Genomic DNA, 16,139 nt, shown 5'->3' on the forward strand with positions numbered 1-16,139 from the left:
TGAGATATTTATTGAATCAGGAGGACACCGTCCCATGGCCGTATTTGCCCATACCGTCGGCGCCCAAACCTACCGCTTCGACAGCCTCAAGGAGGTCATGGCCAAAGCCAGCCCGGCGCGCTCCGGGGACTTTCTGGCCGGCGTTGCCGCCCTCAACGATGGCGAGCGGGTGGCCGCGCAGATGGCCCTGGCCGACACCCCGCTGGCCCACTTCCTGGAGGAAGTGCTGATTCCTTACGAGGCCGATGAGGTCACCCGACTGATCATCGACACTCACGACAAACAGGCTTTTAAAGCGGTCAGCCACCTCACCGTCGGCGGTTTCCGCGACTGGCTGCTCAGCGAAGCCGCCGATGAACAAAGCCTGCGCGCCCTCGCCCCCGGCCTGACCCCGGAAATGGTCGCCGCCGTGTCGAAGATCATGCGCGTGCAGGATCTGGTGCTGGTGGCGCAGAAAATCCGCGTGGTCACCAAGTTCCGCGGCACCCTGGGCCTGCGCGGCCGGCTCTCGACGCGCCTGCAACCCAATCACCCCACCGACGAACCGGCCGGCATCGCCGCCAGCATTCTCGACGGCCTGCTGTACGGCAACGGCGACGCGATGATCGGCATCAACCCGGCCACCGACAGCATCGCTTCGATCTGCGCCATTCTGGAAATGCTCGACGCGATCATCCAGCGCTACGACATTCCGACACAGGCCTGCGTGCTGACCCACGTCACCACCTCCATCGAGGCGGTCAATCGCGGGGTTCCGCTGGACCTGGTGTTCCAGTCGATTGCCGGCACCGAAGCGGCCAACGCCAGTTTCGGCATCAACCTCAACGTTTTACAGGAAGGCTACGACGCGGGCTTGAGCCTGAATCGCGGCACATTGGGCCAAAACCTGATGTATTTCGAGACCGGCCAAGGCAGTGCCTTGTCGGCCAACGCCCACCACGGCATCGATCAACAGACCTGTGAAACCCGCGCGTACGCCGTGGCACGGCATTTCAAACCGTTTCTGGTGAACACCGTCGTAGGCTTCATCGGCCCGGAATACCTCTATAACGGTAAACAGATCATCCGCGCCGGCCTCGAAGACCACTTCTGCGGCAAGCTGCTGGGCGTCCCCATGGGCTGCGATATCTGTTACACCAACCATGCCGAAGCCGACCAGGACGACATGGACACTCTGCTGACCTTACTGGGCGTAGCCGGGATTAACTTCATCATGGGCATCCCCGGCTCCGACGACATCATGCTCAATTACCAGACCACCTCGTTCCACGACGCCCTCTACGCCCGGCAAACCCTGGGCCTGAAACCGGCGCCGGAGTTTGAACAGTGGCTGGCGAACATGGGCATCTTCACCCAGGCGGACGGCAAAATTCACTTCGGCAACAGCCTGCCACCGGCGTTCCGCCAGGCATTGGCGCAACTGGGATGAGTGTTTATATGTATGAACCACCTGTCGATCCGCAGAACCCACTGCTGGAACTGCGCCGCCTGACCCCGGCACGCATTGCCCTCGGCCGTACCGGCACCAGCATGCCGACCCGCGCGCAGCTGGATTTCCAGTACGCCCATGCCCAAGCCCGGGATGCGGTGCACCTGCCATTCGATCACTCGGCGCTCAGTTCGCAACTGACCGAGCGTGGGCGTGAGAGTTTGCTGCTGCACAGTGCCGCCACGGATCGGAACAGCTATTTGCAGCGCCCCGATTTGGGGCGCAAGTTGAGTGATGAGTCAGCGCAGACTCTGCGTGATTACTCGCGAGCCCATCCAGGCGGGGTGGATCTGGCTGTTGTGGTGGCCGATGGTCTCTCGGCACTGGCCGTTCATCGCCACACCTTGCCGTTTCTGGCACGCATGGAAGAACAGACAGCTATCGAAGGCTGGTCCCTGTCGCCGGTGATTCTGGTGGAACAAGGCCGGGTTGCGGTGGCTGACGAGATTGGCGAGCTGCTGGGTGCAAAAATGGTGGTCATTCTGATCGGCGAACGCCCTGGATTAAGCTCTCCAGACAGCCTGGGGCTGTATTTCACCTATAATCCCAAGGTCGGACTGACGGATGCCTACCGCAACTGCATCTCGAATGTCCGGCTCGAAGGCTTGAGTTACGGCATGGCGGCACACCGTTTGCTGTATTTGATGCGCGAAGCCTGTCGGCGGCAGTTATCGGGGGTCAATCTGAAGGACGAAGCCCAGATTCAGACGCTGGAGTCGGACACAGGAGCAGGTTTGAAAGGTAATTTCCTACTCAGTCCGTCGGATGCCTGAACCGTTTCCGCATTGCGTTTCTATTCTGGTTTAAGGCAGGATCGATGCACGGCCGCCAAGGGTTTCCTGTCGCCGTCACCACGTAAGACAGCCACTTGAAGACGAGACCTACCATGCGGATTATTCAAGCGACCCTCGAACACCTGGACCTGCTGACCCCGTTGTTCGTCAAATATCGCGAGTTTTACGGTTCCCTGCCGTATCCGGACTCGTCCCGAGCGTTCCTCGAAAAGCGCCTGCGGCGCAAAGAGTCGGTGATCTACCTGGCCCTGGCCGATGACGACAACAACAAACTGCTGGGTTTCTGTCAGTTGTACCCGAGCTTCTCGTCTCTTTCGCTCAAACGCGTGTGGATCCTCAACGACATCTACGTCGCCGAAGACGCCCGCCGCCAGTTAGTGGCAGACAACCTGATCCGCACCGCGAAGAAAATGGCCAAGGAAACCAATGCCGTGCGCATGCGCGTTTCCACCAGCAGCAACAACGAAGTCGCGCAGAAAACCTACGAATCCATCGGGTTCAGGGAAGACACCGAGTTCAAGAATTACGTATTGCCGATCAGTGACGAACTTTAAGCTCACCAAGAAGATCGCAGCCTTCGGCAGCGCCTGCATCGACCGAGGCAACCTCGAAGCTGTAGGTGCTACCGAAGGCTGCGACCTTTTCCGACAAACCCTGAAACACATCGACATTCCTCGCTACAAACTCGACGCGTTTTTCACTTTTCACCCCGTATAATGCCCACACCTCACGGCTCGTAAGAAAAATCACACCCCGCTGTAGTCTTACGCGAAGCTATCCGCACAGGCCTGCTGAGTCGGGCCATCACCACAGGTGCTTTCCATGGATTTCAACCCGATCGACGTTATTCTGCATCTCGATGTTTACCTCGAGATGCTGGTGAACAACTACGGAGCATGGATCTACGCCATCCTGTTCATGGTGATCTTCTGCGAAACCGGACTGGTGGTGATGCCGTTCCTGCCGGGCGATTCCCTGTTGTTCATCGCAGGCGCCGTGGCGGCCGGTGGCGGCATGGATCCGGTACTGCTGGGCGGCCTGCTGATGCTGGCGGCGATCCTCGGCGACAGCACCAACTACGTAATCGGCCGCACCGTCGGCGAACGGCTGTTCAGTAACCCGAACTCGAAAATCTTCCGCCGCGATTACCTGCAACAAACCCACGATTTCTACGACAAACATGGCGGCAAAACCGTGACCCTGGCGCGCTTCATGCCAATCATCCGTACCTTTGCTCCGTTCGTCGCCGGCGTTGGCAAAATGCCTTACCCGCGTTTCTTTGCCTTCAGCATTTTAGGCACCATCCTCTGGGTGGGTGGCCTGGTAACCCTCGGTTACTTCTTCGGCAACGTACCGTTCATCAAGAAAAACCTGTCGCTGCTGGTGGTGGGTATCATCCTGGTGTCGCTGCTACCGATGATCATTGGCGTGATCCGCAGCCGTCTCGCTAATGCTGCATCCAAAGCCGAACCCCGCTGACTGACGATGTGGTCCCTTAGCGCCTGGCGACGCCGGCGCACCCTGGCCAGGCATCCGATTGCCGACGACATGTGGCAACGGGTGCGCCATCACCTGAGCTTCCTCGATGGCATCAGCGCGGCCGAAGACCAGTGGCTGCGCGAAGCCAGCGTGCTGTTCCTGCAAGACAAACACCTGACCGCCCTGCCCGGCGTCGAACTCCACCAGGAGCAGCGCCTGCTGCTCGCCGCCCAGGCCCAATTACCGCTCATGCATTTGGGTGATCTGAACTGGTATCAGGGCTTTCACGAAGTCATCCTCTACCCCGACGATTTCCTCAGCCCCCAGCGCCATCGCGATGCCAGCGGCGTCGAACACGAATGGGATGGTGAACACAGCGGCGAAGCCTGGCAGCAAGGCCCGATCATCCTCGCCTGGCCCGGCGTGATGGCCAGCGGTGGCTGGGAAGGCTACAACCTGGTGATCCACGAACTCGCACACAAGCTCGACATGCTCAACGGCAACGCCAATGGCCTGCCACCGCTGCACGCCGACATGCGCGTCAGCGACTGGGCCAAGGTCATGCAGGAAGCCTATGACGACCTCGACCGGCAACTGGAGCGCAACCCGGACGCTGAAACCGCCATCGACCCGTACGCCGCGGAAAACCCCGCCGAGTTCTTCGCGGTCACCAGCGAATACTTCTTCAGCGCCCCGGATCTGCTTTACGAGGCTTATCCACAGGTCTACGAACAGTTGAAGTTGTTTTACCGTCAGGATCCGCTGGCCCGTCTACGGCAACTTCTGGCCGAAGACCCGGTCTATCAGGCACGCGACTAAGGTCTCTACGACCCTTAGGTGCATGGCATCAACGGCGGAATATGCCTATAATCGCCGCCACTTTTTGGTCAATCCGGCCAAGTGTTTTTGGTCAACTAACGGGGGCACCGCCCAATGAGCTACAGCAAGATTCCGGCTGGCAAAGACCTGCCGAACGACATCTACGTCGCGATCGAGATCCCGGCCAACCACGCGCCGATCAAATACGAAATCGACAAAGACAGCGATTGCCTGTTCGTTGACCGTTTCATGGCCACCCCAATGTTCTACCCGGCCAACTACGGTTACATCCCGAACACCCTGGCTGACGACGGTGATCCCCTCGACGTGCTCGTCGTGACTCCTTACCCGGTTGCTCCAGGTTCGGTGATCCGCGCGCGTCCAGTCGGCATCCTGAACATGACCGACGACGGCGGCGGCGATGCCAAAGTCATCGCAGTCCCACACGACAAGCTGTCCCAGTTGTACGTGGACGTGAAGGAATACACCGACCTGCCAGCCCTGCTGATCCAGCAGATCGAGCACTTCTTCGCGAACTACAAAGACCTCGAAAAAGGCAAATGGGTGAAAATCGAAGGCTGGGACGGCGCAGACGCCGCCCGCGCCGCGATCACCAAGTCGGTCGCTGCCTACAAAGGCTGAGAAGCAACGGTTAGTTTCTAGCCTCACGCTTCAAGAAAAACCCCGGTTGATCCGGGGTTTTTTGTGCCTGCCTGGAACGCTTTTAACAATGAGTTTTGAGCATTTCGGCCTGGGTGTTTGCCTGTTTATTTTTTACGAAAAGCGTCTTACATCCGGTCTTAAATTTCCCTCGAAATTTGAACGGGTCGTTTATTCAAACCCCCAGCCTGCGCCCGTAGACTCGTGTTTATGAAAAAGAACACTAGCGGCCCACGGTTCAGAGCGCTCCTCGAAGCAGCCAACATCACAACGACAGGATTTGCCGCTTTCTTCGACACGGAAGCGCAAAACATCCATAACTGGTACACCCGTGGTGTGCCCGCTTATCGCATGGAAGAAGTCTCCCGACTTCTGTCTGTCAACAGTGACTGGCTGAAAACCGGCGAAGGCCCTAAAGAGTCCTCACGCCTGCGTGTGCTCGACGAGTCCGGCAACACCTTCGACGCCCAAGCCATCCGGGGCATCTACACGGTGATCGAACCCATCGACGTCGAACTGCCCTTCTTCAAAGAGACCGCCACCGCCCCAGGCTCCAACAAAACCCACGTCGTCGAGGACCCCGGCCAATCCATCCGCCTGCCCCACAGCCACCTCGACTCCCTGGAAATCAAACATGCCAATGCCATCTGCACCCACATGATCGGCAACAGCATGGCCGAAAAGATTGAAGACGGTTCTACCCTCGCCATTGATCGCGGGCTTACGCAGATTATCGATGGCGAGATCTATGCGATCGAGCATGACGGGATGTTGCGAATCAAATACCTGCACCGGATGCCGGGAAATGCGCTGCGGTTGCGCAGCCACAACAGGGCTGAGTATCCGGATGAGATCTTCAATGCCGAGCAGATCGACAAGCAGAACATCAGGGTATTGGGATGGGTGTTCTGGTGGTCGACGCTCAACAAACGCAGACCGTCCGTACCGTTCCTGTAAATACGAAGCCCTGTAGCAGCCTTCGGCAGCTGCTACGCCTCAGCGCAATCGCTCTATCCCGCACACCAAGCTGGGAATTCCTCAAAAAAATCAGTATGCTGCGCCCCACATTTGCGCATCGACCCTTTCCAAGGCTCAGATCGCACCGACAAGGCAGATCACTTTCTCGCCAAGTCCCACAGCCGGACGCAAGATCCGGGTGTACGTTTTGAAGGCTGGCGCGGTTTACCAAAAATAAACCAAGCCAGTCCCCGAGAAGCCGGCCACAAGCCGGCTTTTTAATGCCCGGAATAATCCTGCGCCCTCCCCCAAACCAACCTCAGCCCCCTCATCAAGCACCGCACTCCTTGTAGCAGCCGGCGAAGCCTGCGTCCGGCCACGAAGCAGTCGTAAAATCAGGCAACCGGTTCTTTCAGGAAGACCGTGTACAGCGGATATGCGAGGACTTCGGTCGAGCGCGACCCCGGCTCGAACGCAGCCTCGCAGGCTCGGCAGCTGATACGGATGGGATAAAGGTCTCAGCAGTGCCGAGACGATCCCCCCTCACGGATAACTAAACCCCTTAACCAACGTCAACTCCCCCACCGCCCGCATCGGAACCAGGAACGTTTCCATTTTTTCATCTGGCGTCCCCTCCTCCGTAATCACCGTCACTTGCGCGGTGGTCAGCGGCTGGACCGCATCCTCCTGCCCTTCGTCATCACTGCGATACCCGCCGCCGTAGTAGTTCACGTACACCAGGTATTGCCCCTTGATCGGCGCGGGCATGGCGAAGATTTCCGGGCCGTAGCCGGTGGTCACGTCCACATCCAGCGCCGCACCATTGGGCGCGACACGGTCGCCGTACCAGATGTGTGCGCCATCGGGGGTGATGAGGTGCAAGTCCAGGTCCGTGCCGTCGCTGTCCCAGGCCAGCAGCACCCGCAACTTGGCCGGGGTAGCGCCGCCGTTGGCGTTGAGGAACTGCGTGCGGTGGCGTTGTTGGCCATCGGGGCTGCGGACTTCAACGCTGTTGCTGCCTTTGGGGAATGAGAACGGGCGGTCGAAGTGACCGGCGGGGTCGATCTTCAGTGGCATGCTGACGCCGTTGACGATCAGCTTGCCGGGTTCATTGCTCTTGGGGGTGGATTGGATCTGGCCGGTAATGCGCGCGGTGTTGGCCTGGCCCACCGGGGTGTTGACCGACGACGCCGGGTAATTGACCGTCTGACGAAAGCTTTCACCTTCGCCTTCAGGGGCGCCGGTACGCCAGCCGCCAATGGGCGTATCAAGTTTGACGGCGGCAAATGTCGCTGGCAGTACGCAAAAAGCGCAAAACAACAGCAAGACCTGTGGATAACGGAGTTTCATGGCCTATTCCAGCAAGAGGTGACGGGCGAGCCCTTCGATGTAGGTTTCATCCTGGCCGTTAGGGTGTGCTTCGAAGGCCAGGTGCAGGTATTCGTGGGTCAGGTCGAGGCGGTCTTGCAACGACAGCACGCCGCGTACGTAGATGCGCTGGCGTTCGCGGTCGACAAACGGACGACCAAAGGCCAGGCGGCAGACCGCAAAGGTGCTGACTTCGTTGTAGCCGACTTCGCTTTCGAGTCGTTGGCGCCAGCCGCGGCGCTGGTTTTGCAGCCAGTCTTGCGCGGCGGGCAGCGCTTCGCAGGAGGCGACCGGGTTGTCCCAACGACTGAGACTGGCGCGCGGGTAGGCATGCAGCAGGATGGCGTCGTAGCGTTGGCCGGCATTGGCTTGTTCGACGGCTTGCTGCCAGGAGAGTTTGTCCGGCCCCGGTTGGTCGGAGTGATAGGTGACGTTGCTGCCTGCGAGAACCAGATCGCTGGTCCACGAGGCGATATTGCGCGACTCAGTGGCGGCCGGACGTGGCGCGACGCGCTGTCGACTGCTGCTGTCATCGATGCTCAGGCAGTCGCCGTTGCGAGTGGCGTTTTGCAGCAGGTAGGTGCGGATTGCGACGGCCAGGGCTTTGGCCGCTTCGACGGGTTCAGGCCTGGCTTCACGCTGCAGGACCCGGGCGACGTATTCTTCACGATCGAGGCGGGCGATGAGTTTGTCTTTGAGCAAGAACAACTCGCCGTCGCTGTGGATATCGAGTTGATTGCCGTTGGCGAACTCGACGCGGTAGTCGCCTTGCAAAGGGCCGGGCGCTACAACGCGATCCCCCGACAGCACGCGTTTCAGTGGATAACGCGCGAACAGACCGACCTCAACGCACTTCCCTGCCTCGGCTGGCCACGACGAGGGCAGCACCGTCGCCAGCGACTGACCATAATGGCGCAACACCATTTGGCTGGTGCCACGCCCACCGGCCCAGATCGGCGTGCCGTCTACCGTCCAGCCTGCGAATCCGCCCTGGCGTGACGAAGGATCCTGATCCCCCAGCCAACTCCAGGTTTTCACCCGCAACCGACCACCGAGCTCACCCACGACATTGCCGTCCGCGGCATTAAGCACCACATCGAGCAATACCCTTCGGGCCTGATTCTGCGCGGGCATTACGGCCAGCACCTTCAGCAGCTCAGCCACCGAAACCCGGGTCTGCGGTTGCAACGACGGCAAATCCAGCAACCATTTCGGCGCTTGTCTGGCCTGCCAATACTCGCGCCACTGTGCGCCGGCAATGCCCAGGCGCGCAGGCTCAAAGTACAAGCCGCAAGACTTCACCAACGCCTGATCACGCCCGATCGTGCCGCCCGCCGTGCAGCAATAAACTTCTTCCTTCGATTGCCCGCGACATTCATAAGCGGGTTCGCGCGCGCCGGTGTCCACCAGCCAACCGTAGACAAACAGCTTCCACAAGCTGCCCAACGGCGTCTGCAAATCATCAGGCAATGGCTCACGCGAGATCACCTGAGTCTGGCTCAACGCAAGCAATTCACCCTTGAAGCCCAGGCGCAGCGGCTCGTCCTGCGCTGTCGCCAGCGCAGAGATCAAACACAGCAACCACCAGACCAGACACCGGGTCATGTCAGTTGACCGTGACCTGACCGAGTGCCGGTTTCTGTTCCTGAGCCTGATGCTGTGGCGCGTAGACCTGCGTGAAACGCACCGGCGGCAGGTTGAACTGGCCTTTTTGCGAGAAGCGCACCAGATGACGCAGGCGCAACTCGCCGCTCAGCGCATCCACTGGCACCGCATACGCCATTTGCCCCGGCTCGAAACGGGCTTTCTCCAGCGCGGTCGGCTCGGTGCCGGCCTTGCCCATCAGCTTGATGCCCCACGTGGTGCGCTCGACGTCCGCACCCGGTGGCAGCGGCACTTCGAGCATGCCGTAGCGCAGCGGTTTCGCCGCTTTGCTGGTGATGATTACTTCGTCCAGGTACAGGCTGTCGCTGGATAACGGCTTGGTGCCGACCGCTTCGAGTTTGAATTCGAACGCTTCATCACCCGGCACCAGACGCGACAGGCGACGGGTGATGGTCACCGCCATCGGATCGATTGCCGGTTGTTTGGTCTGAAAGCTCAACATGGCCCGTAGCGGGCGCTCTTGCGTTCCGCTCAGCGACAATGCCGCCGGCACTGGCGAAGAGCCCTGCCACGTCCAATACATCTCACCGGTATCACTGTAACGTTTCTTCCAGCCCTCACCCGGTGCCAATGCGATGGTCGGAGAGGCCTGCTCGATGCTGCGTTGCAACCAGGTCAGCGCCAACGCGCGTTCCAGGGTCGATTGCTGTGGCAACAGGCGTTGCAACAACGCTTGCGCATGAGCCTGATCGAAAGCTTGCAGTGACAGGTTCAGGGCTTCGACAAACGGTTGAGCGCTGGCGGCCACTTGCTGTTGCGCAGCATCCACTTGACGACTGAACGCCGGCGGCAGATTGACCTTGGCCTGACGCGCCAAAGACGCGGTCAACACCCGAGCACTGGCCAGCCCCAAGGCCGAATCCGGATCGTTCATGACCAGGCTCTCTGCGCCATCGTCCATCACGCTCGCGGCATTGCCTTCGCCGGCTTTCACCAGGTCGTCGATCAAACCGCTGAGCAGCGTGTTCACCGGCAATTGCATCTGTTTGGCAAACGACAGAATCAACGCCCGCTGCAACAGTGGTGTGTTCTGCGCCTGTTTCGCGTACACCTCCAACACCCGCTGCCAGTGCTCCGGCGGCAGGCTCAGTTCCAGCACTTTGCTGGCGTGCCAGTCGGCGTAATAGGCGTAAGCGGTGAGGAATGCATCCGGCTCGCCGTCAAAGCCCCACCAAGTGAAGCACGCCGACGGCCCGGCCATTTGCACCAGACGCAGGCGGCTGTTCTGCATGATCAAACGCAAGCGATCACGGATCTGCGGGTTCGACGACAGCGTTGGATAGGCGATGCTCAGCGGCAGCAGACGGCTGGCGGTTTGTTCGACACCGCCATACGGATAGCTCAGCAGATCGTCGAGGGCCGAACGGAACACCGCTTGCGGGCTGTCATCCAGACGCAGGCGAATATCCGTGGCGTCCGTCGGCAAGGTCAACGGCGTGTCGCCGCTGACCGCGTCCAGGCTTTGGCTCTGGGTCACCTGCCAGCCTTCGCCAGTCGCGGTCAGGCGTACGGCCAAGGCGTCAGCGGTTTTGCCATCCTGCACCAGCTCGGCGGTCCAATCGCCATTGGCCAATGTGAATGCCGGCAATGGGACGTAGTTGACGCCGTTGTTCAGTGTGACCGGCACACGTTGCTCGGCACCGGCGTAATGAATCACCAGCTCAGCCTTGACCGGTTTCTCGGCCTGACTGAAAGCGAATACGCCAAGATCCGGTTTGTCGCCGTTACGGAATTTGGTCGGGCCGCTCCACTTCAGGTACAGCGGTTTTTCCGAGCGCACGAATTGCTTCTTCTGCCCGACCTGACCGTCATCGGCGATGGCGCGGGCGGTGATGCGCCAGCGGGTCAAGGAGTCCGGCATCTTGAAGGTGAAGCGGGTCTTGCCGTTGGCGTCGGTGATCAATTCCGGCTGCCACGCGGCGGTGTCGACGTCTTCACGACGCGGCCGCTCCAGCACTTTCACCCCACGCTCGCTGCGGTTGGCTTTGCCCGGCGCGCCCGGGCTGCCCGGCAGTGCCACGTCGTAGCTGATGAACGACAAACTGGCGCTGGTGCGCACGTTGTTGCGGCGCGGGTGGTAGAAGAACTGGTCGATGGTCGGCGCCACTTCCGGTTGCAGCGCGTAGATCATTTCGTCGACCACGCTGACCGTCAGGTGCGCCGGAATCGGCTTGCCGGCGAACTGGGTGGAGAGGTCCACGGACACGGTATCGCCGGGTTGATACGCCTCTTTGTCGGTAGTGATCGCCACATCGATCTGTGGCGCGACCACCTTGATACCGGCGTTCTGGAAGCTGTACTGACCGCCCTTGGTATAGAGCACGGAGAACGTCAGGTTCGGCGCGAAGTTGTCCTTCACCGCGATGCGCGCGCGGTATTGGGTGTCGCTGAGTTTTTCCATCTTCAGCCAGTCGCCACCCTTGGACAGCAACGCCGTGGCCTCGACCTTGTCGCGCTCGAGCGACAACAACGCATCGCTGACCGGCTCGGGGAAGGTGATCAACGCGAGGGCTTCGTCACCAGCCTTGTACTCGGGTTTGTCGAGGACGATTTCCACGGTGCCGGGCACGGCTTTGACGCCATCACCCGTGACCGAATGACCGGTCGCGCCAAGCACGCGGCCATGATCATCCTTCAGCGTCAGGTTGTAAGTACCCGGACGGTCGAAGGCCAGGCTGAAGCCTTTGTCCTTGGCGGCGAGTTTTCCTTCGCCAGTGGTCTGATCTTCGAGTCGCACCCAGCTGTAGCTGCTCGGGTTGACCGCTTTGCTCTGCTCGCTGCCACCTTCGTTGGCATAGCTGAAGGCAACCTTGTCGCCCACCGCGCTGAACCGTTGCGGCGCGCTCAGGCGGAAACTGGCGGCACCACGGTCGATGAGGATTTCCTTGGTGGTCTTGACCCGGTACGCCGCGCCATCACTGGCGAACACGGTGAGCATGTAGCGGCTCGGTTTCTCGGCGGCGGGCAGGTCAAGCGTCGCGTTGCCCTTGGCGTCGGTGGTCAGTTCGGCGCTGGTCAGCTCCACCGGGAATTGCCCCAGGTATTGCAGTTCGTTATCGACCATCGACAACTGCTGGGCGCGCAGGCTCAGGCTCACCTTGGCGTCGGCCACCGGTTTACCGTCCGGGTACAACAACACCAGGCTGCCTTTGACCGGCTCGCCGGTACGGTAATCCTGCTTGGCCAGGTTCAGGGAGATCTCGAAGTGCGGCTTGATGTACTCAGCCACGCGGAAGGCGCTGCTGTAGGCCTGATCCTTGTAGCTGAAACGCAGCTCATAACCGCCCGCCACCGCATTGTCCGGCAACTGGAAACGGCCCTGGGTGCCGGCCTTGGAATCGAGCTTCAACGCCAACGACTGCAGCGCAGTACCGGTGGCATCGAGCACCGTCACATTGACATCGGCAGCGGTCGGCGCCACGGAGTCCCGGGCATTCTTGAACTCGCGACCAACGATTTTCAACGACACCCAATCACCCGGCCGGTACAGCGGTCGATCGGTAAACGCATAGAGTTTGGTGTCGTAGATTTCGCTGTCGTAATAGAAGTTCTCGGAGACGAACACCCCGCCCTCTTCGTCCTCGCCGATCACGAACGAACGCTCGGGGCTGACGTGTTTCAGGCGCAGCAAACCATCGGCATCGGTAGCGCCACTGCTCATCACGCCCAGGCCGTCGGTCCATAGCACATTAACCTTGGGCACCGAACTGCCTTCGTGTTTGCGCGCAGCCCACACCAGCAATTCATCACCGGCAATCTTGCTCACGGCCACGGTGTTGGAGACGAACACCATGGTGGTCGCGCGGTACTTGCCGATCAGCGCTTCCACCAGATACAGGCCCGGTTTCAGGTTGCCCAACGGGATGTACACGTTGCCCGGCGAGACGCTGACGAACTCGCTGGAAGAACCAACCAACTTCACGCCTTCAGGCGGCTGGATCGGTTTGGCTTGCCACAGCGGATAACGGAATTGACTGACCACCGGCAGGCCCGGAATCAACGCGAATTGTGGCTGTGCGTCGTAGGGCGTTGGCGCGGCGATGGCGGTGCCCATCTTCAGTTCCGGCACTTCCTCGGTGACTTGTTTACGCGACTCGTAGGAAAACGCCCGCTGCATCACCCGACGGGATTTGCGGTACCAGTTGTCCCACAGGTACGCGAGGGTGTTCGACAGGCCTTCGCCCTTGAACTGGCCGTCGCTGACCACACGGTGCAGGTTCTTCTGGCGCTTGAGGAAATCCAGCGGCTTGTCGATGCGATACACCCGAATGTCCGCACCGCCGTAAGGCTCCATGCGGAACCGGCGATAGTCACGACCCGGCGCTTCGAGGCGTACCACCGCTTGTTCGTCGCTGGCGAAACTGCTGTCGGCCAACAGGAAAAAGCTTTCACCGGCCACCGGCGTATAGCCGCTCGGCTCGACGGTGTCTTCGGCGTTGACTGCCGACAGCGGCAGAACCAACGCAAGCAAAAGAGGCAGTTTTGAGCAAATGCGCAGCATGCGGGCACCGATCATTGGGAGAGAAAGTTCAGTCGATAGACGCCGATGAAGTTGGGGTTGGCTGCGTCGGGTATCCATCGGGTGTCCTTCCATGTCATGAGTTGCTGCAGGCTTGCGGAGCGCATGCCGTTGTCGGTGGGGGTGGTGGTGCCGGTGTGATAGGCGATGAAGCGGCCCATCCAGATCATCAGGTGCTGGTCATCGCCCTGATCGAAAAACATCAGGTCGCCGGGCCGGGCCTGGGCCAGGTCGCGGCCGACCAGATGACTGTTGAACTGAATCAGTTTGATCGCGTTGACGTAGGGCCCGACCTTGCCGCCGCCCTGCTGCCATTGCTGGGCGAGGCCGCGTTGGGCGTCACTCAGCTGCAACTCCGGCGGCAGGTAGCGGTTGGACAGGCCATTGCTGCGCAGCCATTTGTCGTCATGGACTTTCAGCGCTTCGTTGGCGGCAAACCGCACTAGCCCGGCGCAGTCCTGCTGATACCAGCGCGGGCTCGGGCCTTGGGTCAATTGTTCCTGGGCGATGCGCACGAACCAGGCACGGAATACCTGGGATTGCTGCGGGTCGAGCGCGGCGGCTTCGCTGGCGAATGTGCGGGTCCCCAGCAGCAACGCCAGCAAGCCGAGGCCTCGGATGAGTGCGGTCACAGGGCTTTCCACTCCAGCGGCAGCCATTGCCAATGGCCGTCGGGCTCGCTGCCTTTGGGCAAGGTCAGGGCGTATTTGCCGTAGCCGCCAAGGGTGCGCAGTTTCGGGATCAGGTAGGTTTGCGCGGCGTTGTAGAACACCGGTTCCATGTCCTGCGGCAGGCTGTCGAGGGTTTCCTGCTGCATCAGTTGCGCCATGGAGTCGGGGCCGAAATAGATCGGCATCAGCAGGTCTTTCGGCAGCACGTCAGCCAGCGGCGGGAAGCGTTTGTCGAGGGTGCCCAGCGCTTTGTCGACGAGTTTGTCGTCGAGGGAGAACAGCAGCGTCGAACCGTGGCGCGCCAGACTGACGCGCATGAAGGCTTTGCCGGTGATCGCGTCCGGCTGCTCGGCATCCTTGGCCTTATAGGGGCCGAAGTTGGAGCTGACCTGGCGCTGCCACTGGTGGGTTTTACCGTCCTGTTTCTCGACCACCGGGAATGCGTGCTCGGCAACATTGCCTTCGTAGGCACCGACCATCGAGCCGAACAGGTTGCCCAAGTCACCGTCGAGTTTGGCACTGTCATCGTCATTCAGGCTGGCCACCAGCAGCGGCGTGTACAGCCGCGAATCGGCGTACCAGCACAGGCCGGCGGCACCGGCCATATGTTCGGTCAGGGCCTGGGCCACGGACTCTTCGGCGCCAAGTTTCACCAGCAGCGGTTTCTGTTGTTCGGCGGCCAACGGCAAGGCCACGCAAGCGCTGGCGCCCATCGGCATGGCTTGCCAGATCGGTTTGAAGTCGAAGTCCGGCTGCTTGTCCAGTTCGTCCATGGCGAGGAAGCTGTGCCAGCCCTTGTCATCCATGTCGAAACGCAGGCCGGCAAAGTTCGGGATGAAGCGCTGATAACCCATGGCCAACACGCTGGAGTTGACCGAGAGGCGTTGTTTTACCTCGGGCGCACGCGGCGGCAGGCCGAAGGCTTCGGGGAACAGTTTGTCGCCGTTGAGCAAGGCGGCGATCGCCTTGGTCGAAACGCCGCCGGTTTCCTCCAAAGCCCCGTTATCCGGGTCGTAGAGTTTGGCCGGATTGGACAGCACCACCAATTTGTCGCCATGGGAAGCAAACACCAACGACTTGCTGGCGTTGTAGTTGAGCTGATAGAGGGTGACGGCGTCGGCACCGACTTTCACTTCGCCGAGCTTGCTCAGTTGCGAATCATCCAGCGCCACTTTCGCCAGCGGCTCCAGCACCTTGGCCAGTCCGCCGCGATCCATCACCAACAGGAAATCCTTGAGACGCCCATCCGCCCCACGCCACAGCGCCACATCCGCCGGTTGGTCGAAGAGCTGCTCGATCAGGCTGTCCTGCAGCTTCAGGTCATGCTCGTAAATAATCCGCCGCAGACTGCCAATCAAACCGAGACGGTCGGCGTGAGCTTCGTAATAGAAGACGAAATCTTCGGTCAGGGTTTCCTTGAGGAACGGCACGGCCAGCAAATCCTTGGGCAGCTGACTCAAGGAATGTGTTTCGAGCAGACCGTCCGGCCGGCTCATGCCCAGTTTGTCACTGGCCAACTGCGCAGGCGGGGCCTTGGGTTTGTGCAGGAACCAGCCCAATCCGCCCGCCACTCCGGCCACCAGGCATAGCCCGATCACCAGCGCTGGCCAGCGGCGAGGAGGTTTGGCAGCGGGTGCGTCGGCGGCCGGGGAAACAGTGTTATCACTCATGTTCACGCTCATTTTCACAAGGCTGAATTCAACCGAGGTGCGGGATGT

At 60.5% G+C, this 16,139-nt stretch carries 12 protein-coding genes; 7 read left to right on the forward strand and 5 right to left on the reverse strand.

What is annotated here, in order from left to right:
• The first annotated feature begins 34 nt into the window (after positions 1–34).
• The 7 genes from FFH90_RS27185 (at position 35) to FFH90_RS27215 (ending at position 6,198) form a co-directional block, all read left to right on the forward strand.
• Complete coding sequence (locus FFH90_RS27185; protein WP_018925735.1) at positions 35–1,429, forward strand: ethanolamine ammonia-lyase subunit EutB; 1,395 nt, start codon at positions 35–37, stop codon at positions 1,427–1,429.
• 8 nt (positions 1,430–1,437) lie between these two features.
• Complete coding sequence (gene eutC, locus FFH90_RS27190; RefSeq protein ID WP_168206187.1) at positions 1,438–2,262, forward strand: ethanolamine ammonia-lyase subunit EutC; 825 nt, start codon at positions 1,438–1,440, stop codon at positions 2,260–2,262.
• 113 nt (positions 2,263–2,375) lie between these two features.
• Positions 2,376–2,837 (forward strand): N-acetyltransferase, encoded by a 462-nt coding sequence (locus FFH90_RS27195; protein WP_018925733.1) that lies wholly within the window; start codon positions 2,376–2,378, stop codon positions 2,835–2,837.
• 268 nt (positions 2,838–3,105) lie between these two features.
• Positions 3,106–3,762 carry a DedA family protein gene (locus tag FFH90_RS27200; protein ID WP_138866359.1) on the forward strand — a complete coding sequence of 219 codons (657 nt, stop codon included), beginning with the start codon at positions 3,106–3,108 and terminating at the stop codon, positions 3,760–3,762.
• 6 nt (positions 3,763–3,768) lie between these two features.
• Positions 3,769–4,581 carry a zinc-dependent peptidase gene (locus tag FFH90_RS27205; RefSeq protein ID WP_086945944.1) on the forward strand — a complete coding sequence of 271 codons (813 nt, stop codon included), beginning with the start codon at positions 3,769–3,771 and terminating at the stop codon, positions 4,579–4,581.
• A 114-nt stretch (positions 4,582–4,695) separates the two neighbouring features.
• Positions 4,696–5,223, forward strand: a complete 528-nt coding sequence (gene ppa, locus FFH90_RS27210; protein ID WP_007933577.1) for an inorganic diphosphatase — start codon at positions 4,696–4,698, stop codon at positions 5,221–5,223.
• A gap of 228 nt (positions 5,224–5,451) precedes the next feature.
• Positions 5,452–6,198: a S24 family peptidase gene (locus FFH90_RS27215; protein ID WP_086945945.1), complete on the forward strand. Its 747-nt coding sequence runs from the start codon at positions 5,452–5,454 to the stop codon at positions 6,196–6,198.
• Positions 6,199–6,741: 543 nt separating this feature from the next.
• Here FFH90_RS27215 and FFH90_RS27220 read toward each other — a convergent pair.
• From FFH90_RS27220 to FFH90_RS27240, 5 genes are read right to left on the reverse strand one after another with little or no spacing between them, the layout of a single operon-like run.
• On the reverse strand, positions 6,742–7,548 hold the full coding sequence (locus tag FFH90_RS27220; protein WP_138866360.1) for a YfaP family protein: 807 nt from the start codon (positions 7,546–7,548) through the stop codon (positions 6,742–6,744).
• A gap of 3 nt (positions 7,549–7,551) precedes the next feature.
• A complete protein-coding gene (locus tag FFH90_RS27225) occupies positions 7,552–9,171 on the reverse strand; it encodes a DUF2300 domain-containing protein (RefSeq protein ID WP_138866361.1) in 1,620 nt (539 codons plus the stop codon).
• Between the two features lies 1 nt (position 9,172).
• Positions 9,173–13,732, reverse strand: a complete 4,560-nt coding sequence (locus tag FFH90_RS27230) for an alpha-2-macroglobulin (protein WP_372240831.1) — start codon at positions 13,730–13,732, stop codon at positions 9,173–9,175.
• Positions 13,733–13,743: 11 nt separating this feature from the next.
• Entirely contained in the window at positions 13,744–14,409 is a 666-nt protein-coding gene (locus FFH90_RS27235; RefSeq protein WP_064620638.1) for a DUF1175 family protein, read from the reverse strand.
• Positions 14,379–16,091: a DUF2138 domain-containing protein gene (locus FFH90_RS27240; protein WP_138866363.1), complete on the reverse strand. Its 1,713-nt coding sequence runs from the start codon at positions 16,089–16,091 to the stop codon at positions 14,379–14,381. Before FFH90_RS27240 ends, FFH90_RS27235 begins: the two co-directional genes overlap by 31 nt.
• Positions 16,092–16,139: the final 48 nt, after the last annotated feature.

It is taken from the genome of Pseudomonas sp. ATCC 43928 (assembly GCF_005938665.2).
In the GTDB taxonomy this organism is placed as follows: domain Bacteria; phylum Pseudomonadota; class Gammaproteobacteria; order Pseudomonadales; family Pseudomonadaceae; genus Aquipseudomonas.